Origin of the sequence: Solimonas terrae (assembly GCF_011067135.1) — a bacterium.
In the GTDB taxonomy this organism is placed as follows: domain Bacteria; phylum Pseudomonadota; class Gammaproteobacteria; order Nevskiales; family Nevskiaceae; genus Solimonas; species Solimonas terrae.
Genome location: NZ_JAAMOW010000001.1, coordinates 353725 through 379749 on the forward strand (window position 1 = coordinate 353725; position 26025 = coordinate 379749).

Consider the following 26025-nt stretch of genomic DNA (forward strand, 5'->3'; position numbering starts at 1 on the left):
ACCGGGGAATCCACCATGACCGATGACGCCAGGCCAGCCGCGTTCGCCACCCGCGTCATTCATGCCGGCCAGCATCCGGACCCGAGCACCGGCGCGATCATGCCGCCCATCTATCAGACTTCGACCTACGTGCAGACCTCGCCTGGCGTGCACCAGGGCTACGAGTACTCGCGCTCGCAGAATCCGACGCGTTTCGCCTACGAGCGCTGTGTGGCCGACCTTGAGGGCGGCCGCCACGGCTACGCGTTCGCATCCGGCCTGGCCTCGACCGCGACCCTGCTCGACAGTCTGCCGAGCGGCGCACACGTCATCGCCAGCGACGATCTGTACGGCGGCACCTATCGCCTGTTCGCGCGCGTACGGGAAAAATCGGCCGGCCTGCGTTTCAGCTTCGTCGACATGCGCGATCCGCAGAACATCGAAGCGGCCATCACCGCCGACACGCGGATGATCTGGGTCGAGACCCCGACCAACCCCATGCTCAAGCTGGTCGATCTCGACGCGGTGAGCGCCATCGCGCGACGGCACCGGCTGATTGCCGCCGCCGACAACACCTTCGCCAGCCCCTATCTGCAACGTCCGCTCGAACATGGCTTCGATGTCGTCATGCATTCCGCAACCAAGTACATCAGCGGCCACTCCGATGTGGTCGGCGGCATGCTCGTGGTCGGCGACAATTCCGAACTCGCCGAACAACTCGGCTTCCTGCAGAACGCGGTCGGCGCGGTCGCCGGTCCGTTCGACAGCTTCCTCGCCTTGCGCGGCGTCAAGACCCTGGCGCTGCGCATGCAGCGGCACTGCGAAAACGCCCTGCAGCTCGCGCAGTGGCTGGAATCGCATCCGAGCGTCGCACGCGTGCATTACCCCGGTCTGAGCTCGCATCCGCAACACGCGCTGGCGCAACGGCAGATGCCGCGCGGCAGCGGCGGCATGATCAGCATCGAGCTGCAAGGCACGCTCGCCGACGCACGGCGTTTTCTCGAACGCTGCCGGCTGTTCTCGCTGGCCGAATCGCTGGGCGGCGTCGAGAGCCTGATCGAACACCCGGCAATCATGACCCATGCCAGTGTGCCGGCGCCGGCGCGCGCGGCACTCGGCATCAGCGACACGCTGTGCCGCCTGTCGGTCGGCGTCGAAGCGCTCGACGACCTGCGTGCCGATCTCGCTGCCGCACTGCAAGGCTGAAGACTGCTTTAGAATCGCGGCCCAGCAATCCGGAACCGATGACATGAGCGAACTGGCAGAACGACGCTGCAAGCCCTGCGAGGGTGGCGTGCCGCCGCTCGACCTCGCTGCCGCCAGCAAACTCAAGGATCAGGTCAACGCGCGCTGGAAATGGAGCCGCGACGGCAAGGCGATCGAAGCCGCGTTCGAATTCGACAACTACTGGCAGACCACGGCGTTCGTCAACGCGGTCGCGTGGATCGCGCACACCACCGACCACCACCCGGACATCAGCTTCGGCTACAAGACCTGCACGATCTCGTACTGGACGCATGCGGTCGGCGGCCTGAGCGAGAACGATTTCATCTGCGCCGCCCGGATCGACGCGCTGCTCGATTGAGCAATACCGGTCGCACACATCGCGCTTCCGACCGAAATGCGTCAGACCGCGCGGCGCCCGCTCAAGGCATGCGTCAGCGTGCTGCCGTCGACGTATTCCAGCTCTCCGCCCATCGGCACCCCCTGGGCGATGCGCGTGACGCGCAGACCGCGCGCCTTGGCCATTTCGGCGAGGTAGTACGCAGTCGCCTCGCCTTCGACGGTGGGATTGGTGGCAATGATCATTTCCTGCATCGCGCCTTCGTCGAGCAGTTCCGCCAGGCGCGGCAGGCCAAGTTCGTCCGGGCCGATGCCGTCGAGCGGCGACAGCCGCCCCATCAGCACGAAATAGCGGCCGCGGTAGGCCGTTCCCTGCTCGATCGCGACCAGATCGGCCGGCCCTTCGACCACGCATAATTGTCCGCTCTGCGTCCGGTTGTCACTGCAATAGCGACAGGCCTCGTCCTCCTTGAACATGCGGCAATTCGGGCAGCGGCCGATGCCGGCCAGCGCCTCGCCGAGCGCGGTACCGAGCTGACCCGCGGCCTCGCGATCGCGATCAAGCAGATGGAAGGCCATGCGCTGCGCGGACTTCGGACCGACACCGGGCAGACGGCGCAGGGCATCGATCAGGCGGCTGAGACGGGGACTGTACTGGCTCACGGCCGATAGTCTAGCGGCCGGGCGATACGGCCGCGTCGCCTTCAGGGTGCAAAGGCAGGCGCGTCGCTGCGCGGCGAAGTCTGCTCGGCGGCGCTCATGTGGTTGTCGCCATCCGCCGTCTGATAGGCAGCGCCGAACGCCTCGGTCGTGCTCGGCTGGGTGATCGTGTCGACATACCAGTGCTCGCCGATCACGCGCTGCGGCGTGATATCGAGCAGCAGATACCCTTTCCTGGTGAAATCCGAGTACTTGATGTGCGGGTTCAGCACCGGGATCAGGGGCTTGATCGGCGCAAACGAATCCAGACCCGGCGAGGTGATCGAGGTGCAGACGAATTCGACCGCGACCGCACCGGCGCCGTCGAGCGGGTTGTAGCCGCCAAGCGGGGCCAGCGGATCGTTCGGATCGCGCGTCAGGTCCATGCACCAGGACGAATGAATGTCGCCGGTCAGCACCACGACGTTGTCGATCGCGGCGTCGGTGCCGCCACCGTCGATGATGTCGAAAACGCGGCCGCGCGCCGCCGGGTAGCCGTCCCATTGATCGGGATTGACGTAGACACCGCCGCTCAGGAGGTTCGGCAGCCCGGCGATCTTGAGCTGGCCGAACATCACACCCTGTCCGATCAGCTTCCACTTCGCAGGCGATTGGCGCAGCTGTCCGGACAGCCAGGCTTCCTGCTCGCTGCCGATCATCTGCCGGTCGGCGTTCTGCACCTCGCCGATCGGCAGCAGCAGGATTTCCGTATCGGCGAGATTGATGACGCCCGGCACCTGCTGATCACGCGCCAGCAGCCGCTCCTCCAGCATGGTCAGCTGCACCAGATCGCCGAACTGGAAACTGCGATAGTCCTTGCGCGGCTGGCCGGCGTCGAGTTCGCGGGTCGGCTGCCATTCGTAGAAGGCCTGCAGGGCACCGCTGACACGCACTGCCCAGTCGCCCTCCCCTTCGTTGTGGTTGTAGGCGCCGTCCTTCCAGGAATTGTCGGCCGTCTCGTGGTCGTCCCAGATGTTGATCAGCGCGTGCTGGCGGTGCATGGCCTGCAGTTCGGCCTCGCCGCGGTACTGGGCGTAACGCGTACGGTAGTCATCGAGCGTGAGGATCTCGTGCTCCGGCTCGTAGGCACGCAGGTTGCCGTACTGACCGCTGCCGTACTCGTAGATGTAGTCGCCGAGATGCACGATCAGGTCGAGATCCGCGCGCTCGGCCAGGCGCCCGTAGGCGTTGAAGTAGCCGTGCGCAAGACTCGCGCAGGACACGACACCGATGCGCAGGCGATCGACGCTGCCGACCGGCAGGGTGCGCGTGCGTCCGATCGGCGACTGCAGATCGCCGGCATGGAAGCGGTAGTAGTAGGTCGTCGCCGGCTGCAGCCCGGTTGCGTCCACCTTGACGGTGAAATCGCGCTGCGCGCTGGTCTGGACGGAGCCGTGCTTGACGACATCGCCCAGCTGCGGATCGCGCGCCACGACATAGTCGACGGTCGCCGTCGCGTCGCTGGCGACACCGCTGATGCGGGTCCAGAGCACGACCCGGTCGGAGAGCGGATCACCGCTGGCGACGCCATGCCGGAACTCGAGCGCGCCACCACTGCGCAGTCCGTCCGAATGCCCGCAGCCCGGCAGCATCGGCAGCAGGCCGACGGCGGCCGACGACAGACCGGCCTTCTTGAGAAATGCACGGCGCGAATAGCCGCGACGGCGCGGCTTGCGTGGTCCTGACATCGATTGCCCCCGGGAAAAGATTCCGTGCGCCGGTCTGGCGTCTGTTGCGTCGATCTTATGACAGTCATGTTGCCGTCGTTTGACGACCGACCGCCTGCGTCGGCCGACTAGAACGTCTGCCGGCGCAGGTTCTTCTCCTGCATGACGGTGGCCGCGATTTCCTCGACCGACATGTTCGACGAATCGACGAACGGGATGCCGAGCCGCTCGTAGAGCTTCTGCGCCTGACGCAGCTCGTACGAGCACTGCGCCAGCGACGCATATTTCGATCCCGGTCGACGCTCGTTGCGGATCTGCGCGAGGCGCTCGGCGTCGATGATCAGCCCGAAGCACAGCGCTTCACGGCCCTGCAGGGTCTTCGGCAGGTGCTGGCGTTCCAGATCATCCTCGGTCAGCGGAAAGTTGGCGGCGTAGATGCCGTGTTGCAGTGCAAGGTACAGACAGGTCGGCGTCTTGCCGCAGCGCGAGGGCGCGATCAGGATGACATTGGCCTTGGCGATCTCGCGCATCGAGGCGCCATCGTCGTGCTCCATGGTGTAGTTCATTGCCGCGATGCGCGCGTTGTAGCGCGCCGTATTGGCGCCGCCATGGGCGCGGCCGGTGGCATGCGAGGAGTCCTGCCCGACCTCGGCTTCCAGCACGTGGATGAAGTGATCGAACAGATCGAGAAACAGGCCGTTGACGTTGCGCAGGATCTCGCGGACCTCGTCGTTGACCGTGGTACTGAAGACCAGCGGGCGGATGCCGCTCTCGGTGGCGACGAAGTTGATGTAGTCGACGATGCTGCGCGCGCGTTCGGCGGAGTTGATGAACGGCAATGTGGTCTTTTCGACCTCCAGGCCATCGAACTGCGTCAACAGGGTATTGCCGAGCGTCTCGGCCGTGATTCCGGTGCCGTCCGAGACGAAGAACACAGATCTTTGGGTCATGGTTCGCAGTTTCCGGTCTTTTTCGCGGCCGCGCCAGCGGCCACGGTGAGGCGCCGGGGCGCCCGGTCCTTTATCATTGGCGCCCCGCGCGGCCAGCCGGACACGAGGCGACCCGCCGGCTTCAGCTTCAGGACAGCGTCAAGAAAAGATAGTCCGCAGGTTCGCCACCGGCCTGAGGGACAACGTGCACAACCCCTACCATCAACGAGATTCGATCGTGACCCGTAACGTCCTCTGGTACTCCGAACTTGGCATGCACGACGTGGAAATCGTCGGCGGCAAGAACGCCTCGCTTGGCGAAATGATCGCCAACCTTGCGCAGTCCGGCGTTCGTGTCCCGAACGGTTTCGCGACCACTGCCGATGCCTATCGCCAGTTCCTGACGTTCGAAGGTCTGGCCGATCGCATCAATGGCATGCTCGGCAAGCTCGATGTCGACGACGTCGCCGAACTGGCGCGTACCGGCAAGGCGATTCGCGAGGCGGTGCTGAAGGCACCCTTCCCGGCCGATCTCGAAAAGGACATCCGCTCCCACTACGAGCAGCTGGTCGCCGAATCCGGCCAGGAAATCTCGGTTGCGGTGCGCTCCTCGGCGACCGCCGAGGATCTGCCGGATGCCTCGTTCGCCGGTCAGCAGGAGACCTTCCTCAACGTCAACGGCATCGACAAGGTGCTGCATGCGATCAAGGAAGTGTTCGCCTCCTTGTACAACGACCGCGCGATCGCCTATCGCGTGCATCACAAGTTCGAGCATTCGACGGTTGCCCTGTCGGCCGGCGTACAGCGCATGGTCCGCTCCGACAAGGGCGCCGCCGGCGTGATGTTCACGATGGACACCGAGTCCGGCTTTCGCGACGCGGTCTTCATCACCTCCAGCTACGGCCTCGGCGAAGCCGTCGTGCAGGGCTCGGTCAATCCGGACGAGTTCTACGTCTACAAGCCGAACATTCGAGCGAAGAAGCCGGCGATTCTCAAGCGCGGCCTCGGCGAGAAGGCCAAGAAGCTGATCTATTCGGCCGACAAGACGATCGGCAAGACCATCGAGTTCGCGCCGGTCGCCCCGGACGATCGCAACCGCTTCTCGCTGACCGACGCCGAAGTCGAGGCGCTCGCCGCCCAGGCCCTCATTATCGAAGCGCATTACGGCCGGCCGATGGACATCGAATGGGGCAAGGACGGCGTCGACGGCCAGCTCCACATCCTCCAGGCGCGTCCGGAGACCGTGCAGTCGCGCGCGTCGGCCAACGTGCTGCGCCGCTACAAGCTCAAAGGCAGCAAGGGTGCACTGCTCGCCGAGGGCCGCGCGATCGGCCAGAAGATCGGCGCCGGGGCCGTGCGCCTGCTCAGCTCGATCGACGAAATGCACCGTGTGCAGGCCGGCGACGTGCTGGTCACCGACATGACCGATCCGGACTGGGAACCGATCATGAAGCGCGCCAGCGCCATCGTCACCAATCGCGGCGGTCGCACCTGTCACGCAGCCATCATCGCCCGCGAACTCGGCATTCCGGCCGTCGTCGGCTGCGGTGATGTCACCGAGAAGCTCAAGGACGGCAGCAAGGTCACGGTGTCCTGCGCCGAGGGCGATACCGGCTTCGTCTACGAAGGCGCCGTCGACTTCGCCGTCGACGAAATCGCGCTCGACAAGATGCCGGACATCCCGGTCAAGATCATGATGAACGTCGGCACGCCGGAACAGGCGTTCGACTTCGCGTCACTGCCGAACAAGGGGGTCGGCCTCGCCCGCCTCGAATTCATCATCAATCGCCAGATCGGCATCCACCCGCAGGCGTTGCTGGAACTCGACAAGCAGCCGGCCGAACTGCGTCGCATCATCGACCCGATGATCGCGCCGTACGGCGGACCGGTCGACTACTTCGTCAAGCGTCTCGCCGAAGGCGTGGCGACGATCGCCGCGGCGTTCGCGCCGGAGCCGGTGATCGTGCGCATGTCCGACTTCAAGTCGAACGAATACGCGAACCTGATCGCCGGCAAGCGCTACGAGCCGCACGAAGAGAATCCGATGATCGGCTTCCGTGGCGCCTCGCGCTACATCGCCGAATCGTTCCGGCCCTGCTTCGAGCTGGAATGCCGGGCGCTCAAGTACGTGCGCGACGAAATGGGCCTGACCAACGTCAAGATCATGATCCCGTTCGTGCGCACGCTCGACGAAGCGCGCCAGGTCAACGAGATTCTCGCCGCCAACGGCCTCAAGCGCGGTGACAACGGACTGCAGTTGATCATGATGTGCGAGCTGCCGAGCAACGCCGTGCTCGCCGACAAGTTCCTCGAACATTTCGACGGCTTCTCGATCGGTTCGAACGACATGACGCAGCTGACGCTGGGTCTCGATCGCGACTCGGGCCTGATCGCGCATCTGTTCGACGAACGCGACGAAGCGGTCAAGCGCATGTTGCACATGGCGATCGACGCCTGCCGCAAGCAGAACAAGTACATCGGCATCTGCGGCCAGGGGCCATCCGATCACCCGGACCTGGCACGCTGGCTGCTCGACGAGGGCATCGAGTCGATGTCGCTGAACCCGGACACGGTCGTCGAAACCTGGCTGTTCCTCGCCGGGCAGAAGGCCTAGGCCCGATGCGCACGCTCGGGTTTGCGGCAGCCGCGCTCTGCGCCCTGTTGTGCAGCCCGGGCGCCCCGGCCGGCGGCACGCCCGGACAGTTCGACTACTGGGTGCTGACGCTGTCGTGGTCGCCGGAGTACTGCACGGCGGACATCGGTGACGAGCAATGTCCGAAGCATCTCGATTTCGTCGTGCAGGGCCTGCAGCCGCAGAACGAACTCGGCCGCAGTCCGTCGAGCTGCGGCGACCGCACGCGGGTTCCCAAGGATCTGCTGGTCCGCATGCTGCCGATGATGGCCAGCGAAAAGCTGATCCAGCACGAGTGGAATACCCACGGAAGCTGTTCCGGCCTCGATCAGCAGAACTACTTCGAACTGGTCGAACGGGCTCGGCGCAAGCTCGAAATACCGGGAGCCTATGACGCTCCGGAACAGCGCATCGAAACCAGCCGCGACGCGGTGCTGCAGGCGTTCAAGTCGACCAACCCGGATTTCACCGGCGAGGACTTCGCGCTGGACTGCCGCGGTCACTGGCTGGACGAGATCCACGTCTGTTTCGATCGTGATCTCGATCCGCGCGCCTGCGCGTCGAACGTCGAGAACGACTGCGGCAACAAGGTGATGGTTCGCAGCAATCGATAGGCGACGTACGCCCGACGCCCTGCAATGCCCGTGCATGACCGGAGCAGTCGATTCGGCCGATGCGCCGGATCGACGCCATCATCGGAGAAATGATGGCGTCCCCACGGGAATGCACAAAAACGCCCTAACCGCTTGCTTTATAAGCTGATCGCGAAGCGTGCAGTTCCGACTTACTGCGATTCTTGTGCAGTTCGTGCAAAAGCGCCGCCTCTTTCAGGTCAAGAATCGGCACAGCTCGCGATAGGTGGCGAGCATTCTTCCCCGAACTGGCCGACGAACGGTCAAGACCGCACAGCCCACTTGCGCAACCTGTCATCGCCGGCACCTGCCTGGCGGAAATCCTCTACCCGAGAAACTCTTCGTAGCTTTCGAAAGGCGCCGCCTTCTGCGGCGTCGGGAATTACGCGAGTTGCGCCAGTCGCGATACACCCGCGCAATGCGGCATAGCAGGCTCAGAAATCGAAGGAGCTCGATTACGAGCTGGGGGTCAAAGTGTTCCATGCGTCGACTCCGGGAATGAAGGCGACAAACATCTTTCTGTCACGACGCGTCGAAGTCGACAAATCGGCGGATTGAGTGAGCCCGCTGGGCCGCACAGGTCTCTCAAAAACACCGATGTCTGCGCGGCCAATCGGCCTTTTCACGGTACGGCTGGCCGCTCACTGCCCGGTTCGCCGAATCCTTGATATTGGCATCGTCGTGACGAGCGCCTGAAGGCACCCTCCGCGCAATAGCAGGCTGCCACCCATTCTCTTGACTCGAGAACTCCGCTGGTTCACCGTATATGTGCGGCCACCGGCGCCGTTCCCGTTCTCAGCCAGAACCTGGCCATGGGGCAACCGGTATTCACACTAGATGAGCGCTTTCCTTTTGAGGAAACAGCCGTCGCAACGAGAACCCGAAGGCATCGTTTCCTCATCAATAGGAGCGACTCATGTTTGCTACTTCCTCTCCCTTTGTACGTCGTTACACCGCCCAAGCGCGCGCCGTTGCTGATGCCGTGCGGCTTGGCCACTTCCACCCCATTGCTTTTGATCAGGCAGCTGCCGAACTGATGCTGAAGATCGCGCGCGGCGGCGAGCTTCCGAATGCGCAGCAGGCTGCCCGAGTAGTCCGACGCGCAGCAGAGCTGAGCATCCCGCCGAAGCGCCTCGGCGCACAAGCTACGTTGGAATTGCTTGCGGCAGCGGACGGGTTCCGAAACTGGCCTACCCTGCGCGCCTCGCTGGAGAAATCCAGCAAACAGCAAGCGCCAGCATTGCCCACCCAGAGATCCGGGTCACCGGAATACACTGCCTTCCGTCGTGCAGTTCTGCAGCACCGCCTACATGGTTCGGTGGATAGTCCGACTGCGTTGCAACTCGGAAACCGGCGCGCCCTGGCCAGCGGCGGGATGAGCGGTGCTGACCTTCTGGAGTCCTTGGACGTGATCGGTCATGGCGTCAAGTTTTCGACCCTACCTGCGTCGACCGCGATTCTCATCGTAGAACTCGTTTCCGCGGCGGTTGAGGAACATCCAGCGCTCGCAGATCAGGATGCAGTCGGACTGGATCTCGCTTTAAGCCTCTCGGACTGCCTGACGCCTCAGGGGCTGTACCTCTACAGCGGCAAGGCGTGGGCGGCCGGAGAGGACGAGACCACTGATATTTCGCGCATGCGACGGCATATCTACGAGGTGGTGCGCGGCTCGGTGAACGACCATTTGGAGTCCGTGGGGAGCTTCTTTGCAATGGGACCGGTCGCGGGGTCAAAGCATCAACCGTTCAGTGATCTCGAATCGCTACACGCCCCAGTGATCGACGCTGTACGCGCAGCATTTGGCACGCAGCAGAATCGCCGGTACCGGTCCGTCGCGACGCAAACGTCTCTGAAATGGTCGCAGGCAAAGGCCGTCAATTCGACAACTCAACCTTAGCCGATTGTCGATCTGCGAATCGTGTCCGGCGCCGCAAGATGGCAGCGGCGCCGGACCACGACTACCGGATCGCATCCCAATTCGGTTCCGGGATAGCGGGCTTTGGCTTGCGCTTGGTGTCGGGATTCAGCAATGCCTCAACTGCAGAATGCAGCACAACGAGGGAACCGTCTCCACGCATGGCGTACTTCAATCCGATTGCATCCAGCGCGCGCGCCTGGGCAGCGTGCTGCTTCTTGCGCGTCAGTGATTCGATTTCTTCGTCAGTCAGGAACATCTGAGCACCTCCCCATTATTTTGATTACGAAGCTCACGGCTCTGACGCTGACCCAGAATCCATCCCGTCTTTTAGAAACGGCGGGGCCGGAGTCTCCTTCTGCGGAAAAGCAGCCGATTTGACCGGATACGGGGGCGGCGGCGTGAACGTTCCAATCTCCGGCGGCTCGCCTTGAGCACGAACGAACAGACCTTCCACCGGCTGAGGATAGAGCTGCGCCTTCGCGACCTTCTTGGCGTGCTGAACCCGGTCCGCTTCTTCGCGCGTCTTCGGTTTGCTGTCGGTGCTCATTGCCACACTCCTGCATACTGAAGCCGCGCCAGATGCACCGCAGACATCGCCTGCGTCCCCTGCTCCAACGTCCAAGACGTTCGGCCTCGATGCTCGCGCGCATCGCATGAGCAAGACAACCAGCGGCGAGAGGATCGGCGCCGCCGCTGGCGCTGAACGCGGATCTCTTCCGAGTCAGGAGGTCGTGCCGCTTCAAGCGTATCGTGCGAGTCCGACTGCAGCAATGTCCGGCGAATCAGCCCAAGCCTCGAATGCGTGTGCGTACTGTTCCGAAACGGGTACGCCCGTTTCGCTGGAAAGGGGCAGCCCCCACCTCGCGCGCGTACTGCTCGCTCAGGCCCGCGTCAGGGCACCTGAGCTGCGGGCGCCGTCTCGCTGGCATTGCCCGTGAGCGTCAATCCCAAGGCATCACTAGCGAGCTTCCGGTTCGGCCCCTTCAGCGTGTTGAGCTTCGCCGCTAGATCCATCAGATCCGCCTGCGGCGTGGCCACCAGATACTGCGACAGCTCCTGTGGCGTCGCATGCGGTCCGGCAAGCGTGGCGTACCGGTTCACGATGTAGCGCGGGTGAGCGCCGGCGGCGACGAGCCGCTGCAGTTCCTCGACGTTCCGCCTGGTGGCGCGCTGTGCTCCTTTCCGCGCCGCTTGCCCCAGCATCGGGACGACCACGGCACCGACGGGACCGCCCGCCGTGTAGCCGGCCGATGATCCGATCGCAGCGCCAACGACATTGGTCGCGGCATGAACGGCGATCTGGTTGGCAAGTGCGGTTTTGCCGATGCTCGTGCGCGCCGCGATGCCGATCAACTCGCCCGGCCGCATGCCGCCAGTGAGCGTATCGACGGCGGGAATGCCGAACGGTACGCCGAGCTCCCGGCCAGCCCGCCGGGCGGCAATCAGCGCCTCGGCCTGCTGCTCGGTCCGGTCGATGACCTCGCGAAAGCTCAGGGCGTTCGCGGTGCCGGTCGCGAGCACGGCGTCGAGCTTGCGCGTCAGCATGGCGATGGTGTCGCTGGCCGCCTCATGCTCGGCTGCCGTCATCGCCTCATGGCAGGCCGCGACGACGGCTCTGCGGTTCGCCAGGTCACGGAGATAGTGGGCGCGATGCTCGAGATTCGCCGTGCCGGTGGCGTACTGCGCCAAGCCAACGATGTCGGCGAACATGATGCCGTCTTCGCGCCCCTTCATCGCCTCGGCGACTGCCAAGCCGTCATGTGGCTGCTCGGCGCGCGCCAGGCGAAGCAGCTCGCCGTAGATCGCTCGATGATCCTCGCGGGCGAACGCGTCATCGCCGAGCACGCCAGCGAGCTCCACCGCCATAGGCTCACCCTGCAGGCTGGCGAGCATCAGGCCGCCAAGCACATCAGCTTCCGATTCGATGCTGACAAGGCTCATGACGGAAGCCCTTGGGCCCGAAGCACGTCCTCGGCGCTGTAGGTCGGCGCATCGTAGAAACCGCGCGGCGGCTGCCCTTCTTGCGGGGCACGTTCTGCCGCCTCGTCCTCCCACCGCCGGCCGTTGAGCCAGGTCGCCGGGTGCGGGATGTACTGCCCATTGTCGCGACGCCACTGATCCGACCGCCTGTCGCGCTCAAGGCCGGCGAGGATTGCCGGCAGCGCCTGCGTGTCGAGCCTCAGCTTCCGCCACGCGGCTTGCGCGTGGGGTTTGGAGGCTTTGCGGGGATAGGCGAGCCAGAACTCGGCGAAGCCGTCGGGCCGCGTGTCCGCCTTCCCGGCCGGCACGTCCCCCCGCCTGCGGGGGGTAAGGGGGGTATTGCTGTTATCTGCCTCTGCTTCTGCTTGGGCGACTTCGCGTGACAACCCGTGACTGTCACGCTTTGTCACGCCTTCACCGTGACATTCATCGGGCGGCGTGACAGCATGCGACTCACCGAGCGCAGCATCGCGCTGAGCTTCTCGGAGACGCCGCTGTCGTTCGGCGTCTGCTTCGCGCTTGGCCTCCTCATCGCGCATCTCGCGGTACTTGAGGTAGTTCAGCAGTCGCCAGCCGCCGTCGATGTTCTCAATGCGACGGCCTTCGTGATCGGGTGTGCGGCTGTATCGATCGGGCTGCCCGAATGTCTTGAGCGCGATCTCGCATTCTTCGAGCGTGATCCCGGCGCGGCGTGCCAAACCGGGGACGCTGGCGAACACCTCGCCTTTGCGATCCGCCATCGCGAGCATGGACACCCAGAGGATGCGCGTCGGGTACGGCTCGCACCAGACAGTGCTTTCGGTGATGCTCGAAAACAGTTTCGTGAACGTGCGGCTCATGTCAGACCCTGCATGCGCGCGCGATGCGCCGCATAGCCACCTGATACTCGTCAGCCGTTGCCCGTGGGTGAGCGGCTAGCCAGGCCGACTTCAGCGACTCGAAGCGGCCATAGTCGGCGCGGACGCGGCGCCTGCGGACGCGATTAGCGGCCTTCATAAGCCGTCTCCTTGCCCTCGGCGATCAACCGCGCGGCGTGCGCCTGGGCAAAGTGATGTGCCATCGTGAACAGGCCGACGCCGGTGCCGTACGACACGCCCGATGCCTGAATCGCTTCGCGCAGTCGACGTTTCGCGTCTTGCTCGCGATCGCGAAAGCTCTTTGGGCGAGTCGGCTGCTCAATCTCGACGTGCTCGGCCAAGTCGAGTTCATCGGCAACGCTGAGGCGTTGCATGGTGCTATGCTTTCGGCTCGAAACGCTGTCTTGAGCCGCTTGGACGTTGGCGCGTCCGGCGGCTTTTTCGCTGAGGGCGTCCATTAAGTGATCGCCTCCGCACACTGAATTCGGCGTGCCTTGCGCGCGGCAGCGCTCAGCTTCCCGAGTTCGATTCCGCGCTGCCTGTCGGCGATGCGTAGCTCGCGCTGCTCCGGCGTGTCGCGCTCCGCGATTTGACGACGAACGATCTCGCGGATTTCATCGTCGGCCGCCCCTCTCAGGCGGGCTTCGGCGATCTCGATGATTTCCGACTCAAGCCAGAACGAATTGCGGCCGTACTTGGCCGGCGGCGGCAGTAGGCCACGAGCCACATCCAAGGAAACAGTGGAGTCACCGCGACCGAGAATGTCACCTACGTCGCGGCGGCGAACAGCGCGGAAAGCTAGGGGTCGGCACGGCCCTTCGATGATTTCGTTCATTACCGTCTCGTTGCGGGTTACGAGACGAATCATCAGGCCAACTTTTTGGCCAACTTCCCTATTATTCAACCGCGAGTAACCAGCCTCCCTGTACTTCCGTGATGCGCCCCTCGCTCGATAGGGACGTAATCGCAGCTTCGCATGCGTCTGCTGTGATACCTGCGTTGGAGGCGATGAGGGCCACGTCGCTTGTAACGCAATTGTTGAGGCTGGCGAGCGACCGCATCGCTTTCAGAGTTTTTTCCTCGACTTCCGCGAAGGCATTCTCTTTAGCGGCGGGAACGACGATCTCTTTGAACTTCTGAAACGCATTTTGAGGCGTGTTCTTTGCGCCACCTTTGTAGGATGTTCTCACGGCCTTGCCGCCGCTTAATTGCCCCCTAGCAACCTCGAGCGCCAAGAGTGCATAGCTGACGAGCTTGGGGCGGCCACGGTTCCTCGGACCAAGTTCGGCGCGGTCTTCAGGCGTTATCAATTTGTCAGCGGAATAGCTGTATTGAAGGGGGAAACCTTCTACCCCTGTAATCGGATTTTTCGTGTAGCTGCATTCCAACTCCACGCTGGCAAGATCGTGCTCGAAATCTTCTACAAGCTTATTGACGCGCGACGATTCCGCAATGAGGGCACGGACATCGTCATCGGAAAGCTCCTCGCCAGCGGCTGCCCGCTTCTTCAACTCGGCAAGGTGTGCCGCGTCGTTCGCCCTCGCCTTACTCACGCGCAGTCACGGCTCTATCGGCGATCGGGCGATGAGCGGCTCATGGCAGGAACGCATCCGCCGTCATCTTGAACCGCTTGGCGAGGGCGCCGATCTGACGCGCGTTGAGCTGCCGTTTGCCGGCAAGGATCTGCGAGACGACGGACTGATTGCCGATCTCTGGAAGGTCGGATTGCCGAAGGCCGTGTTCCTTCATCAGGCCGCGCAGGATTTCGCCTGGCGGCATTGCCGCGACGGGATGCACTCGGGCTTCGTATTCCTCGATCGCCGGCGTCAGCAGATCGAGCAGGGCATTCATGGGGTGCTTCGCGTTTTCGCGCTCCGGCTTGCCGCGCGTGGCGTCCATGATCGCCTCGACAATCGCAAGCGCACGGTCGTAGTCAGCCTCGGTGCGGATCGCACCGAAGCCCGCGACTTCCACGAAGCCCTTGAACCCGCGCGTGATGCGAGTCAGTTCCGCTTTGTTCATGGCGCCCATTTGTCGTACTCCGCGTGTGTGAAAACGTACTTGATGAAGACCGTCTGCGAACGAAAGACCACATCACAAACGAGGCGATACTTGTTGCCGCCGACGTCGAAAACAACGTAGCCATCAACCCAATCCGACGACCCGAACAACGCCTTGAGCGTCGCGAAATCGGCGGGACTGGCCTTCTCCAAGATCGCGTGCCAGCGGGTCAGCGGTTCCTCGGCGTCAGGGTATTGATCCCAGAAAGCACGAAGCGTCCGCTTGGCGATGATGTGCATAGGAGAATATTATTGCGGAACGTAATAAATTGCAATACGCAATACAGGCGTATGTTCAAAAAGACCGCGCCCAGCCGGCGAAGACCGGGCGCGGTGGTGCGGATCAGCGGATACTCGTCGACCGGTAGACCGTCTCGACGTAGCCGACGACTTCGTAGCCGGCATCCTGAGCGGACAGATACGTCTCCCAGTCGCCGCGACCGGTCACGTCAATCCGCACGCCATCGCCACAGCAGGTCATGGGGCGAGCGCCGTAGTAAACGATCTCGCCGTCCTCCTTGATGACGTAGAGATAGATTCCGCCGCCGGTCGTGACCGTCCGCCTGTCGAAGTCAGCAACAACCAAATCAGCCGGCTGGATCAGGTCGCCGCACTGGCAGTACGAACCGCTGATGAGCGTGCGGCCACAGAACGCCGGCGCGCCGATGCGTACCACTTCCGGATAGTCGTCGAGGGCGGCGCTCATGACTGCACCTCCGCGAAGGTGTACGCCTGACAGGCATCCGTTATCGCCTTTGCGCACTCTGCCAGGAAATGCGCGGCGCACGCGTACTGTTCTGTCGAAACCGTCAGAGCCCCACCCGCGGTAAGTGCAAGGTCGCCCGCAAGATCAGAAAGATTGCTGGCCTGCTGAAGCGCCTCGCCGATCGGAACGCCGCCATTGACGGCCAGCAGGAATTTGAAACTCTGCCCTCTGACATCACCGCAATTGACGGTCCGAAACACTTGCGCCGTCGTAACCGGCTCAGGAGTAACATTCTTCACAGCTTGCGTCATGGGTTCTCTCCATGTTGCGAGTCAGGGCCGGCGACGTTCTCGTACAACGCCACCGGCCCGCCTCAGATCCGGTGTTCCGCACCGGCACGGTTTAAAATTGTCAGTCTGCAGCTCGACGGATCGCGGCCGCGGCATCTTCGGCACGCTCGCGCATGCGGCGAGCTTCGATGCGAATCACCGTGAGCACGTCGGGCGCGGCATGCGCAGCTTCGGCTTTGCGCGGAGACTCGAGCGCCGCGGCGAGCACGAGCGCCAGGGCGTCGATGCGACGGGCAACGTTGATCGCTGCGTCACAGCACACAGCGGGATCGGCGAGCGTGATTTCTTCGTTCATGTCGATCCCCTCAAGCTGCGCGCAGCGGCGTAACTTTGCTGTCGCCACGCTGCAGGCTGTCGAGATAGTCGGCCCATGCCTGCATCATCCTGCGGCGCTCATCGAGGAACGACGTGCGGTTGTAGGCGCGCCCGTTCGGGTCGAGCACTTCATGCGAAAGCTGGTGTTCGATGATGTCAGGCCGGAATCGCAGTATCTCGTCGAGCATCGTTCGCGCCATTGCGCGGAAGCCGTGCGGCGTCATCTCTTCGTTGGAAAATCCGAGCGTGCGCATCGCCTGCCGCAGCGCGTTCTCGGATAGCGGGCGCAGACGTGAGCGGGCGCCGGGGAACACGTAGCGCGGCGCATCAGGCTTCAAGCCAAGACCATGCCCCGTCAGCGGCTGCAGTTCGCGCAGGATCGCAATGGCCTGCTCCGACAATGGAACGAGGTGCGGCCGGCGCATCTTCATTTTCTCGATCGGGATGCTCCACTCGGCGGCGTCGAGGTCGAGTTCCGACCACTCCATGCGCCTGATTTCACCGGGGCGCTGAAACAGCAGTGCCGACAGAGCGAGTGCGCCGCGGACGATCGGCGAGCCCTTGTAACCGTGAATCGCCGTCATGAGCCTGGCTACGTCGTCCGGCTTCGTGAACGCGGCGTGGCTCTTGGCCTTTGCACGCTTCTCGCCACGCAGCGCATAGGTCGGATCGTGCTCCATAAGGCCGCGTCGGATCGCGAAGCGGCAGACCTGCCCGATGATGAGCTTGACGCGCCGGGCGGTGACATCGGCACCACGCTCGCGGATGCGATCCAGCATCAGCATCACGTCCGCGATCTTGATGCTGGCGATGGGGCGATCGCCAACGTAGGGCAGCACATTCAGTTCGAGCCGGCGCCAGACCAAAGCCGCCGTGTCCGGATTGGCGTGCTTCGCGAGCTCCAGCTCGCGCCAGCGCTCGGCGACAGCGCGGAAGGTCTGCTCTGAGGCCTCGGCCTGGGCGAGCTTCTCTTCCTTGCGCTGCAGGGCGGGATCAATGCCCTGGGCTATCAGCCGGCGGCCATCGTCGCGACGCAGGCGAGCACTCGCGAGCGAGACATCAGGGAAGACGCCGAGGCTCAGCGTGTTGCGCTTGCCGGCGAAGGTATACCGCAGACGCCAGTAGTGTCGGCCGTCCGGGTTGATGACGATGAACAACCCGCGCTCATCAGAGAGGTTGTACGGCTTGTCTTTGCGGGGCGCACGCTTGATGGTGGTGTCGGTCAGCACTGGCATAACTCCTTGGCGAAACTCTGGCCGACAGCCAAGTTATGCCAATTCTTATGCCAGTCAAGCAATGGCTGCCGGTGGACGCCGGTGGACAGCCAAAAACACGAAACCAACAAAAAACCGCGCATTAGCGCGGTTATCTGGTCGTTCTTGGACGTCTATGAACGAAGTTATGGCGTCCCCACGGGGATTCGAACCCCGGTACTTACCGTGAAAGGGTAATGTCCTAGGCCTCTAGACGATGGGGACGAGGCAATCCTGTTTTGGTGGAGCTAGTCGGGATCGAACCGACGACCTCTTGCATGCCATGCAAGCGCTCTCCCAGCTGAGCTATAGCCCCACTACAGGGGCGCGCATTATACCGAATGAAAGCGGGATGGGAAGCCTGTTCTCGATGGTCTTTTTCGCGAGTTCGTCGTCGTCGCGAAAGCAGCCGTTCAGACCGCGAACTGCGCCGTGAACTGACGCGCGAATTCACCGAACTGCGCCGCCGGCAGATCGTTGATGCCGGCCGCTGCCGCACGTCCGCCACCGGTCGGAAAGCGCCGGCACAACTCGTCCGCGCCCTTCTTGCGATTCAGCGGCGCACGCACGCTGATCAAGTAATTGCCGTTGGCTTTTTCGGTCAGCACGGCATGCGCGCGATCCGGGTACAGGTTGACCAGATCGTTGCTGTAGACGCCGCTGACGCGGCGCGCCCATGGCGCATCCGGCAGGATGAACAGCGCGGCGTGCGCGGTCGATGCCGCTTCCGGCTGGGTCGACTCAGCCCTCGCCATGTCGGTCTGGTAGCCGTCGGCGAGCTTTTCGAAATGCTCGCGGCCATCGCCGGCAATGAAATCGAACGGCGACGCGTGGCGGCTGACGAGGCGGAACAGCGCATCGGGCGCGAAGTGCAGATCGCCGACCGATTCGCCGTAACCGTTGTAGTTCAGATAGGTGCCAAGGTCTTCGAGCTGGCGCAGCTGCGCTTCGCTGACATCGAGACCCTTGGCGATCGTCTCGGCGCTCTTTTTCAGGTTGTCACCGAACGCACCGACGACGGCCCAGGCGAGAAAGCGGTTCTTCAGGTAACCGTTGACGAGCAGGCTCGTGCAGACATCCGGCGCCTCGTTGATGATCGTCTTCAGCTTGTCACCGGACGGCCCATCGTTGGGAATGGCTCCAGCGAAGTGGTGATCGACATAGAACACCTCGGCGCCGGCGGCGAGCAGACGCACGACGCCCTCGCGATTCTTGTCGAGCGAGACGTCGAGCACCGTCACGCGATCGCCGGCCCTGGCTTCGACCTGATCGAGCAGCTCGATATCGCGCTTCACGCCGGTGACAAGGCGCGCGTCGCGCGGTTCGGCGAGATGCAGCTGCGTCAGTGCGCAGATGCCGTCGGCATCGCCATTGAATACGTCGATAAAAGCCATCGGGGGAATCCTCGCTGCGTGCGTCGTCGCTGGTTCTTCGGCCTTTCACAAACAGAACGGGCCGGATTTGCGCAGCAAACCCGGCCCGCTTGACCGCTACGCTCAGGCCTTCCTGGCGTCTTCGATCTGGTAGTACTCCATCAGCACCTTGGCCACTTCCGGGCGCGAGAATTCCGGCGGCGGCGCGATGCCGGCGCCGAGCATCTGGCGCACCTTGGTGCCCGACAGCGCAACGAAGTCATCCGGCACGTGATCCGGCGCTTCGCGCATCATCACCACGCGGCCGAGCTTCTTGCTGAACGCGGTGTTGTCGGCGCGGAAGATCTCGATCTGCAGCGCACCCTTCGGCACCTTCTCGTCGAAGATGGCCTGCGCGTCGAACGGACCGTAGTAGTCGCCGACGCCGGCATGGTCGCGGCCGACGATCAGGTAATCGGCGCCCATGTTCTGACGGAACAGCGCATGCAGCACAGCCTCGCGCGGACCGGCGTAGAGCATGTCGAAACCGTAGCCGGTGATCATCACCGTGTTCTTCGGGAAGTAATGGTCGACCATCGTGCGGATGCACGCGTCACGCACCGGCGCCGGGATGTCGCCTTCCTTGAGCTTGCCGAGCAGCATGTGGATGACGATGCCGTCGGTGCCGAGGCGCTCGTGCGCCATGCGGCACAGCTCTTCATGCGCGCGGTGCATCGGGTTGCGCGTCTGGAACGCGACGACCTTCTTCCAGCCACGCTCGGCGATCTCGTTGCGGATTTCGACGGCGGTACGGAAGGTGTCCGGGAACTCGCTCTGGAAGTAGCTGAAGTTCAGCACATCGATCGGGCCCGACAGCACGGTGTTGCCGAGACCGAGGAAGGTCTTGACGCCAGGGTGCTTCTCGTCGAGGTTGCCGAAGATTTCCTTGGCCATCATGCGCAGCTGCTCGTCGCTGACCGCTTCGACGCCCTGCACGTCCATCACCGCGAGCACCGGGTTGCCTTCGACGTTCGGATCGCGCAGCGCGATGCGATCACCGGCCTTGATCCCCGACTCCTTCGTGATGTTGAGGATCGGCACCGGCCAGAACAGCCCCGACGTGGTCTTCAGGTCCTTGGCGACGCTGAGCGCGTCGGCCAGATTCATGTAGCCGGACAGCGGATTGAAATAGCCGGCGCCCAGCATCACGGCGTTGGCGGCGGCGGCCGAATTGAGCAGCAGGCTCGGCAATGACTGCGCTTCCTTGCTCAGCGCTTCGTGCCGGGCGGTGTCGTAGACAAAACGCGGCTGCAGGGAATCGGAACCGTGGGGCTTGATCATGTCGTCGTCTCTGTTGTCTGTTCGGGGATTCAGGCGGCCGGCAGGATGCCGCGCGCGCCCAGCAGCTTCAGCAGGGCTTCGACTTCTTCCTGCAGGCTCATCTGGTGGCTCGGCAGCACCAGCTCGGCCCGCTCGGGCGCTTCATACGGATCGCTGATGCCGGTGAAGTTCTTGATCTCGCCGGCGCGCGCCTTCTTGTACAGGCCCTTGGGATCGCGCTTCTCGGCTTCGGCCAGCGGCACGTCGACGTACACCTCGATGAAGTCGATGCCGGCGTCATCGTGCAGCTTGCGGACCAGATCGCGGTCGGCGCGGTACGGCGAGACGAAGCTCGACAGCACGATCACGCCGGCGTCGACGAACAGCTTCGCCACCTCACCGATGCGGCGGATGTTCTCCGCGCGGTCTTCGGCGGAAAAGCCGAGGTTCTTGTTGATGCCGAGACGCACATTGTCGCCGTCGAGCCGGTAGGCCAGACGTCCCTGCGACTGCAGCACCTTCTCCAGCGCAACGGCGACCGTGCTCTTGCCGGAACCGGACAGGCCGGTGAACCAGATCGTTGCGCCCTTCTGCCCGAGCAGGCGGTTGCGGTCGGCGCGGGTCACTTCACCTTCGTGCCAGGTGACGTTGGTAGCTTTCTGTTCGGTCATTGTTGCTCGGGAGATTTTGCGTGGGCGGTACGGCGTTACCGGCCAAACGCCGGAACGGCCGACATCATAGGCGCTTGCTTTCCATATTTAAAATGCAATATATGAAAATATGAGTTCTCTTTTATTCATGCATGAAAATTCGCCCGGCGTGAGCACATGAATCTCAATCACCTCGCGATCTTCCAGGCCGTTGCCGCCGGCAGCAGCGTCAGCGCCGGCGCGCGCCGACTCAACATCAGCCAGTCCGCCGTGTCCAAACAGCTCGCCGAATTCGAGCGCAGCGTCGGCGTCAGCCTGTTCCATCGTCTGCCACGCGGCATGCGCCTGACCGAAGCCGGCCGTGTGCTGCTGGGCTTCGCCAATCGGTTGTTCGCCATCGAGGCCGAGGCCGAACTGGCGCTGCGCGATCTGCGCCAGCTCGCGCGTGGCCGCATCGCGATCGGCGCCAGCCGCACGATCGGCGCCTACATGCTGCCGCAGGTGCTGGCCGCATTTCGCGAACAGCACCCGGGCGTCGAGCTGGCACTGCAGGTCGAGAACACGCAGGCGATCGAGGACAAGCTGGTTGCCGGCGAGATCGACATCGGCTTCGCCGAAGGCATCGTCCGCAGCGACGTGCTCGACTATCAGGTCTTCGCACAGGACGAGCTGGTGCTGATCGCCGCTCCGCACCATCAGGCTGCGGGCGCGGCAGCACTGAGCCTTCAACAATTGGCGAAGCTGCCGTTGCTGATGCACGAACCGGGTTCCGGCACGCGCGCCGTCACCGAACGGGCACTGCTGTCCAAAAAGCTCGATGTGCGGCCGGCGATGACGCTGGCGAGCACGGAGGCAATCAAGCACACGGTGGCGACCGGTGTCGGTCTCGCAATCCTGTCGGCGCTCGCCGTGCAGACCGAACTGCGCGCAAGAACGCTGGTCGTCGTACCGGTCAAGGACCTGCGCATCCGCCGCCCGCTGTATCGCGTGCAGCTGAAGAACATCTGGCCCAGCCCGTCGCTCGAGGCCTTCCTGCCGTTCCTGCGCTACGCGACCACGACGACCTCGTGACGATCAGTCCCTGCGCGGATGATCGCGACGCCATTGCCACGGCGGCTGCGGATCGGGGGCCGCCCAGAGACCGCGCCCGGCGGCGCGCGCCGCAGCCAGCGTCGTTCGACAGGCGCGCGTCGGTCGCATGCCGCACCAGGCCAGACCATCGGCGACCAGCTGCAGACCGATATCGCCGGCATCGTTGTCGATCTGCGCAACGGTACGGCCATAGCGATCGATCGCCCGGGACGTCACGGCGATCGGCCGTCCATGCACATGTTCGACCAGGGCCTCGCGCGCCGCCACGCCGTAAGCCTGCTGCAGTTCCGGGGCATCGATATCATCGACGCGCAGCGTCATGGCGGCGTGGTCGCCGCAGCGCACCGTCAGCGTATCGCCGTCATGAACCCGCAGCACGTCGGCCTGCCGACAATGCCAGGCGTATGCGGACGGTGCGCACAGCCACCCGAGCAACAGCCACGGCAGCGAGCGGCAGAACGAAAAAAGCCCCGCTTTGCGGGGCCTTTTGCCGTTCGCGGCGGCCGTGTCAGGCCGCCGAGCTTTCGCGCTTCGGCTCACTGTTTTCATAGACGATGAACGGCTTGGCTTCGCCCTTCACGACCGCTTCGTCGACGACCACCTTGCTGACGTTTTCCATCGACGGCAGGTCGTACATCACGTCCAGCAGCATGTTCTCCATGATCGTGCGCAGGCCGCGCGCGCCGGTCTTGCGCTCCTTGGCCTTGAGCGCGATCGCGCGCAGTGCATCCTCGCGTATTTCGAGCTGCACGCCTTCCATCGTGAACAGCTTGGCGTACTGCTTGACGAGTGCGTTCTTCGGTTCCTTGAGGATCGACATCAGCGCGGTTTCGTCGAGCTCCTCGAGCACGGCGCAGACCGGCAGACGACCGATGAATTCCGGAATCATGCCGAAGCGGATCAGATCATCCGGCTCGACCTTGGCCATCAGCTGATTGGCGTGCTTGCTGTCCTTGTCCGACTTCACCTCGGCCGAGAAGCCGATGCCGGTGCGCTCGGAACGCTGCTGGATGACCTTGTCGAGCCCTGCGAACGCACCGCCGCAGATGAACAGGATGCCGGCCGTGTTGACCTGCAGGAATTCCTGCTGCGGATGCTTGCGACCGCCCTGCGGCGGCACGCTGGCAACGGTGCCTTCGATCAGCTTCAGCAGCGCCTGCTGCACACCTTCGCCGGATACGTCGCGGGTAATGCTCGGGTTCTCGCTCTTGCGCGAGATCTTGTCGATTTCGTCGATATAGACGATGCCGCGCTGGGCCTTGTCGACGTCGTAATCGCACTTCTGCAGCAGGCGCGCGATGATGTTCTCGACGTCCTCGCCGACGTAGCCGGCTTCGGTCAGGGTCGTCGCATCGGCGATCGCGAACGGCACGTCGAGCAGGCGTGCCAGCGTTTCCGCGAGCAGGGTCTTGCCGGAACCGGTCGGACCGATCAGCAGGATGTTCGACTTGGCAATCTCGACGCCTTCACTGCCCTTCAGCGACAGGCGCTTGTAGTGGTTGTAGACGGCCACCGAGAGAATTTTCTTGGCGGTGTCCTGGCCGATGACGTACTCGTCCAGCACCGCACGGATTTCGTGCGGCTTCGGCAGACCCTTGGTCTGCGGCTTGGCGTGGACTTCCTCGCGGATGATGTCGTTGCACAGGTCAACGCATTCATCACAGATATAGACGGAAGGGCCCGCGATGAGCTTGCGCACTTCGTGCTCGCTCTTGCCGCAGAAGGAACAGTACAGGACGCGTCCGCTGTGGGCCGTCGTACCGCCCCGTGTTTCATTCGTCATCTCACATCCTCATCCGGTCGCTGATGCCCGGCGACCTCTGTATAGCACAGGGTCATTTTTCTGCAAAACTTGGCTCTCTGCCCATTCAAAGACGACCGTTCAGGTGGCCGAACCGCCCCGTTGGGTCAGAATCTGGTCGATCAGACCGTATTCCTTGGCCTGATCGGCATTCATGAAGTAATCGCGCTCGACATCGCGCTCGATCTTGTCGATCGCCTGACCGGTGTGTTCGGCCATCAGCCTGTTGAGTTTTTCGCGCAAATACAGGATCTCGCGCGCCTGGATTTCGATATCGCTGGCCTGCCCCTGCGCACCACCGGATGGCTGGTGAATCATCACACGCGCATTCGGCAGCGCGAAGCGCTTGCCCTTGGCGCCCGCCGACAGCAGGAATGCACCCATGCTCGCCGCCTGACCGATGCACATGGTCGAGACATCCGGCTTGATGAACTTCATCGTGTCGTAGATCGACATGCCGGCCGTGATCACACCGCCCGGCGAGTTGATGTAGATGTGGATGTCCTTGTCCGGATTTTCCGATTCAAGGAACAGCAGCTGCGCGACGACCAGGTTTGCCATGTGATCTTCAATGCCGCCGACGATGAAGATCACCCGCTCCTTCAGCAGGCGGGAGTAGATGTCGAACGCGCGCTCGCCACGGGCGGTCTGTTCAACCACCATCGGCACGAGGTGCTGGGCGCGGGTCACTATGTCGTTCATGGCGTTTCTGGATTCCTGGAGTGGAGGCGTGGCGCTGCGGTTCCCTGACCTGCAGCAGTGGAGGCGAAAGCGCGCCGTTCAAGCCGGCGCGCTTTCCGGCTCCGCCTACGCGCCCTGCGGCGCCTGCGGATTGAGCAGTGCTTCGAGCGCCAGCGGCTTTTCGCTGAGCGTGACGCCGTCGATCAGACTGTCGACGACCTGATCCTCGAGCACCATGGCGCGCAGGCCCTGCAGCATTTCCGGACGCGAGCGGTAGTAGGCCTTGACCTGTTCAGGCTGCTCGTAGTCGCCGGCGATGCCGTCGAGTGCGGTTTCGACACGTGCGCTGTCGAGCTTGATGTCACGCGCCTTGATCACTTCGCCGATCAGCAGGCCGAGCGCAACGCGCTGGCTTGCGGTCTGCTCGAACAGCGCATCCGGCAGCAGCTCGTCACGCTTCGCCGGATCGAGGTTCGCCATGTTCATGCGCGCGGCTGCCTCCTGGCGCAGGTTCGGGATTTCCTGCTTGATCAGTGCCTGCGGCAGTTCGATCGGGTTGGTCTTCAGCAGCTGTTCCAGCGCCTGGCTCTTGAGACGATTGCGAATCGCCTTGTCGCGCTCCTTCTCGAGCGCAAGCTTGCACTTCTCGCGCAGGCCCGCTTCGCCGGCCGCTGCGTCGACCTGATGAGCCTGCAGGAACTCGGCGTCGATTTCCGGCAGCTTCGGTTCGCGCAGTTCCTTGATGGTCACCTCGAACTGTGCGGTCTTGCCACGCAGATCCTCGGCGCGATAGTCCTCGGGGAAGTTGACGTCGACGACAAATGATTCGCCCGTCGCATGACCGGCGATTCCCGCTTCGAGATCCAGCAGGAAGCGGCCCTCGCCCAGCTCGAACTGCACGTCCTTGCCTTCACCGCCGGCGAACGGTGCACCGTCGACCTTGCCAAGGAAATCGACCTTGACCTGGTCGCCGTTCTGCGCGGCACGCGCCGCTTCGTTGAACTCGCGGCGTGCCTTGCGCAGATTGCCGATCAGGCGATCGATATCGGCATCGGTGATCTCGACGACCGGCTTTTCGATCTGCAGCGTGTCCAGGGCATTCAGCGTCACTTCGGGATAGACCTCGAAGTTGGCGACGTACTCGAAGGGCTCGCCCGCCTTTTCGGCGGTGATGTCGATCTGCGGCTGACCCGCCGGGCTGACGCCGGCCTGGCTCAGCGCCTGCGGATAGGTCTGCTGGACCAGATCGGAGATCGCTTCCATGCGCGCCGACTCACCGAACTGCTGTTCGATGACCTTGCGCGGCGCCTTGCCCGGACGGAAGCCCGGCAGCTTGGCACGGCTGGCCGCACGATTGAGCCTTGCGTCGATCGCCTTGGCGACCTGATCGGCAGGCACACGGACACGCATCTGCCGGCGCAGTCCGCCCGGCGAATCGACTTGAACTTCCATTTCTAACACTCTGAGGGCTATTGGTTATTTGAGGACAGCTTGGTGCGAAAGGCGAGACTCGAACTCGCACGCCTTGCGGCACGGGAACCTAAATCCCGGGCGTCTACCAATTCCGCCACTCTCGCAAAGGGGCCGAA

General features: G+C 63.5%; 29 protein-coding genes and 3 tRNA genes. 6 read left to right on the forward strand and 26 right to left on the reverse strand.

Going from position 1 to position 26025, the window contains the following annotated elements:
* Positions 1 to 15: 15 nt before the first annotated feature.
* Entirely contained in the window at positions 16 to 1185 is a 1170-nt protein-coding gene (locus G7Y85_RS01525) for a trans-sulfuration enzyme family protein (RefSeq protein ID WP_166250844.1), read from the forward strand.
* 43 nt (positions 1186 to 1228) lie between these two features.
* Positions 1229 to 1564: a 4a-hydroxytetrahydrobiopterin dehydratase gene (locus tag G7Y85_RS01530; RefSeq protein WP_166250845.1), complete on the forward strand. Its 336-nt coding sequence runs from the start codon at positions 1229 to 1231 to the stop codon at positions 1562 to 1564.
* 41 nt (positions 1565 to 1605) lie between these two features.
* Here G7Y85_RS01530 and recR read toward each other — a convergent pair whose 3' ends face one another.
* The 3 genes from recR to ppsR all read right to left on the reverse strand — a co-directional run bounded on the left by recR (position 1606) and on the right by ppsR (position 4858).
* Positions 1606 to 2205, reverse strand: coding sequence for a recombination mediator RecR (gene recR, locus G7Y85_RS01535; protein WP_166250846.1), 600 nt, complete (start codon positions 2203 to 2205; stop codon positions 1606 to 1608).
* Between the two features lie 41 nt (positions 2206 to 2246).
* Positions 2247 to 3929 carry an alkaline phosphatase D family protein gene (locus G7Y85_RS01540; protein WP_166250848.1) on the reverse strand — a complete coding sequence of 561 codons (1683 nt, stop codon included), beginning with the start codon at positions 3927 to 3929 and terminating at the stop codon, positions 2247 to 2249.
* Between the two features lie 107 nt (positions 3930 to 4036).
* The gene (ppsR, locus tag G7Y85_RS01545; protein ID WP_166250850.1) at positions 4037 to 4858 is read right to left on the reverse strand and encodes a posphoenolpyruvate synthetase regulatory kinase/phosphorylase PpsR; all 822 of its coding nucleotides are present in this window, start codon (positions 4856 to 4858) and stop codon (positions 4037 to 4039) included.
* A gap of 253 nt (positions 4859 to 5111) precedes the next feature.
* On the opposite strand from ppsR, the gene ppsA reads away from it, so the two are divergent.
* The 3 genes from ppsA (at position 5112) to G7Y85_RS01560 (ending at position 9998) form a co-directional block, all read left to right on the forward strand.
* Positions 5112 to 7451: a phosphoenolpyruvate synthase gene (gene ppsA, locus G7Y85_RS01550; protein ID WP_241695961.1), complete on the forward strand. Its 2340-nt coding sequence runs from the start codon at positions 5112 to 5114 to the stop codon at positions 7449 to 7451.
* A gap of 5 nt (positions 7452 to 7456) precedes the next feature.
* Positions 7457 to 8083 (forward strand): ribonuclease T2 family protein, encoded by a 627-nt coding sequence (locus G7Y85_RS01555; RefSeq protein ID WP_166250853.1) that lies wholly within the window; start codon positions 7457 to 7459, stop codon positions 8081 to 8083.
* 934 nt (positions 8084 to 9017) lie between these two features.
* A complete protein-coding gene (locus tag G7Y85_RS01560) occupies positions 9018 to 9998 on the forward strand; it encodes a hypothetical protein (protein ID WP_166250855.1) in 981 nt (326 codons plus the stop codon).
* A 61-nt stretch (positions 9999 to 10059) separates the two neighbouring features.
* Here G7Y85_RS01560 and G7Y85_RS01565 read toward each other — a convergent pair whose 3' ends face one another.
* From G7Y85_RS01565 to cysC, 18 genes are all read right to left on the reverse strand, one after another.
* A complete protein-coding gene (locus tag G7Y85_RS01565) occupies positions 10060 to 10275 on the reverse strand; it encodes a DUF4224 domain-containing protein (protein WP_166250857.1) in 216 nt (71 codons plus the stop codon).
* 33 nt (positions 10276 to 10308) lie between these two features.
* Positions 10309 to 10566 (reverse strand): hypothetical protein, encoded by a 258-nt coding sequence (locus G7Y85_RS01570; protein WP_166250859.1) that lies wholly within the window; start codon positions 10564 to 10566, stop codon positions 10309 to 10311.
* A gap of 344 nt (positions 10567 to 10910) precedes the next feature.
* Complete coding sequence (locus G7Y85_RS01575) at positions 10911 to 11960, reverse strand: DnaB-like helicase N-terminal domain-containing protein (protein ID WP_166250861.1); 1050 nt, start codon at positions 11958 to 11960, stop codon at positions 10911 to 10913.
* Positions 11957 to 12838, reverse strand: coding sequence for an LvrA C-terminal domain-related protein (locus G7Y85_RS01580; RefSeq protein ID WP_166250864.1), 882 nt, complete (start codon positions 12836 to 12838; stop codon positions 11957 to 11959). The genes G7Y85_RS01575 and G7Y85_RS01580 overlap by 4 nt, the downstream gene beginning before the upstream one ends.
* A 143-nt stretch (positions 12839 to 12981) precedes the next feature.
* The gene (locus tag G7Y85_RS01585) at positions 12982 to 13314 is read right to left on the reverse strand and encodes a hypothetical protein (RefSeq protein WP_166250866.1); all 333 of its coding nucleotides are present in this window, start codon (positions 13312 to 13314) and stop codon (positions 12982 to 12984) included.
* Positions 13314 to 13691 (reverse strand): helix-turn-helix transcriptional regulator, encoded by a 378-nt coding sequence (locus G7Y85_RS01590; protein ID WP_166250868.1) that lies wholly within the window; start codon positions 13689 to 13691, stop codon positions 13314 to 13316. The genes G7Y85_RS01585 and G7Y85_RS01590 overlap by 1 nt, the downstream gene beginning before the upstream one ends.
* A 61-nt stretch (positions 13692 to 13752) precedes the next feature.
* On the reverse strand, positions 13753 to 14409 hold the full coding sequence (locus tag G7Y85_RS01595) for a hypothetical protein (RefSeq protein ID WP_166250870.1): 657 nt from the start codon (positions 14407 to 14409) through the stop codon (positions 13753 to 13755).
* 40 nt (positions 14410 to 14449) lie between these two features.
* The gene (locus tag G7Y85_RS01600) at positions 14450 to 14887 is read right to left on the reverse strand and encodes a helix-turn-helix domain-containing protein (protein ID WP_174839728.1); all 438 of its coding nucleotides are present in this window, start codon (positions 14885 to 14887) and stop codon (positions 14450 to 14452) included.
* Entirely contained in the window at positions 14875 to 15156 is a 282-nt protein-coding gene (locus G7Y85_RS01605; RefSeq protein WP_166250872.1) for a type II toxin-antitoxin system HigB family toxin, read from the reverse strand. The genes G7Y85_RS01600 and G7Y85_RS01605 overlap by 13 nt, the downstream gene beginning before the upstream one ends.
* 103 nt (positions 15157 to 15259) lie before the next feature.
* Positions 15260 to 15622, reverse strand: a complete 363-nt coding sequence (locus G7Y85_RS01610) for a hypothetical protein (protein ID WP_166250874.1) — start codon at positions 15620 to 15622, stop codon at positions 15260 to 15262.
* Positions 15619 to 15933: a DUF3077 domain-containing protein gene (locus tag G7Y85_RS01615; protein WP_166250876.1), complete on the reverse strand. Its 315-nt coding sequence runs from the start codon at positions 15931 to 15933 to the stop codon at positions 15619 to 15621. Before G7Y85_RS01615 ends, G7Y85_RS01610 begins: the two co-directional genes overlap by 4 nt.
* A 100-nt stretch (positions 15934 to 16033) precedes the next feature.
* Complete coding sequence (locus G7Y85_RS01620; RefSeq protein WP_166250878.1) at positions 16034 to 16267, reverse strand: hypothetical protein; 234 nt, start codon at positions 16265 to 16267, stop codon at positions 16034 to 16036.
* 10 nt (positions 16268 to 16277) lie between these two features.
* Positions 16278 to 17522 (reverse strand): tyrosine-type recombinase/integrase, encoded by a 1245-nt coding sequence (locus G7Y85_RS01625; protein WP_166250880.1) that lies wholly within the window; start codon positions 17520 to 17522, stop codon positions 16278 to 16280.
* Between the two features lie 167 nt (positions 17523 to 17689).
* Positions 17690 to 17765: transfer RNA gene (locus tag G7Y85_RS01630), tRNA-Glu, on the reverse strand.
* Positions 17766 to 17780: 15 nt separating this feature from the next.
* Positions 17781 to 17856: transfer RNA gene (locus G7Y85_RS01635), tRNA-Ala, on the reverse strand.
* Between the two features lie 97 nt (positions 17857 to 17953).
* Entirely contained in the window at positions 17954 to 18934 is a 981-nt protein-coding gene (locus G7Y85_RS01640) for a DHH family phosphoesterase (protein WP_166250882.1), read from the reverse strand.
* 102 nt (positions 18935 to 19036) lie between these two features.
* Positions 19037 to 20233 (reverse strand): sulfate adenylyltransferase, encoded by a 1197-nt coding sequence (sat, locus tag G7Y85_RS01645; RefSeq protein ID WP_166250884.1) that lies wholly within the window; start codon positions 20231 to 20233, stop codon positions 19037 to 19039.
* 29 nt (positions 20234 to 20262) lie between these two features.
* Positions 20263 to 20883 (reverse strand): adenylyl-sulfate kinase, encoded by a 621-nt coding sequence (gene cysC / locus G7Y85_RS01650; RefSeq protein WP_166250886.1) that lies wholly within the window; start codon positions 20881 to 20883, stop codon positions 20263 to 20265.
* A 156-nt stretch (positions 20884 to 21039) separates the two neighbouring features.
* On the opposite strand from cysC, the gene G7Y85_RS01655 reads away from it, so the two are divergent.
* Positions 21040 to 21933 carry a LysR family transcriptional regulator gene (locus G7Y85_RS01655; protein WP_166250888.1) on the forward strand — a complete coding sequence of 298 codons (894 nt, stop codon included), beginning with the start codon at positions 21040 to 21042 and terminating at the stop codon, positions 21931 to 21933.
* Positions 21934 to 21936: 3 nt separating this feature from the next.
* On the opposite strand, the gene G7Y85_RS01660 is transcribed toward G7Y85_RS01655, so the two are convergent.
* The 5 genes from G7Y85_RS01660 to G7Y85_RS01680 form a co-directional block, all read right to left on the reverse strand.
* Positions 21937 to 22332 carry a thermonuclease family protein gene (locus G7Y85_RS01660; protein ID WP_166250890.1) on the reverse strand — a complete coding sequence of 132 codons (396 nt, stop codon included), beginning with the start codon at positions 22330 to 22332 and terminating at the stop codon, positions 21937 to 21939.
* Positions 22333 to 22462: 130 nt separating this feature from the next.
* Entirely contained in the window at positions 22463 to 23737 is a 1275-nt protein-coding gene (clpX, locus tag G7Y85_RS01665) for an ATP-dependent Clp protease ATP-binding subunit ClpX (RefSeq protein WP_166250892.1), read from the reverse strand.
* A 99-nt stretch (positions 23738 to 23836) separates the two neighbouring features.
* A complete protein-coding gene (gene clpP / locus G7Y85_RS01670; protein ID WP_166250894.1) occupies positions 23837 to 24457 on the reverse strand; it encodes an ATP-dependent Clp endopeptidase proteolytic subunit ClpP in 621 nt (206 codons plus the stop codon).
* Between the two features lie 105 nt (positions 24458 to 24562).
* Positions 24563 to 25888, reverse strand: a complete 1326-nt coding sequence (gene tig / locus G7Y85_RS01675) for a trigger factor (RefSeq protein ID WP_166250896.1) — start codon at positions 25886 to 25888, stop codon at positions 24563 to 24565.
* A gap of 40 nt (positions 25889 to 25928) precedes the next feature.
* A tRNA-Leu gene (locus G7Y85_RS01680) sits at positions 25929 to 26013 on the reverse strand.
* Between the last annotated feature and the right edge of the window lie 12 nt (positions 26014 to 26025).